Annotated in this window: 1 protein-coding gene; it reads right to left on the minus strand. The window is 65.4% G+C overall.

All coding sequences use genetic code 11. The features are described 5' to 3' along the window. Positions 1 to 243, minus strand: a 243-nt coding sequence (locus R0J88_RS22845) for a Rid family hydrolase (RefSeq protein ID WP_410901297.1), incomplete at both ends; no start/stop codon positions are given.

A 243-nucleotide genomic window follows, 5' to 3' on the forward strand; every position in this document is an offset into this window, starting at 1 on the left:
GCCTTCTGCTTCGAAGGCCACGCCCTTGGGCAGCGCCTTGACGCCGACCGCGGCACGCGCCGGGAAGGGCGCGGTGAAGAACTCTTCCATCACCGCGTTGACGCGCGCGAAGTCGGCCAGATCGGGCAGGTGGAGGTTGAGCTTGACGATGTCGCCCAGGCTGACGGCGGCTTCTTCGCACACAGCATTCAGGTTGGTGAAGACCTGACGCGCCTGCGCCTCGATACCACCTTCGACGACTTC

It is taken from the genome of Pseudoalteromonas sp. SIMBA_162 (assembly GCF_046535955.1).
Lineage (GTDB): Bacteria > Pseudomonadota > Gammaproteobacteria > Enterobacterales > Alteromonadaceae > Pseudoalteromonas > Pseudoalteromonas marina.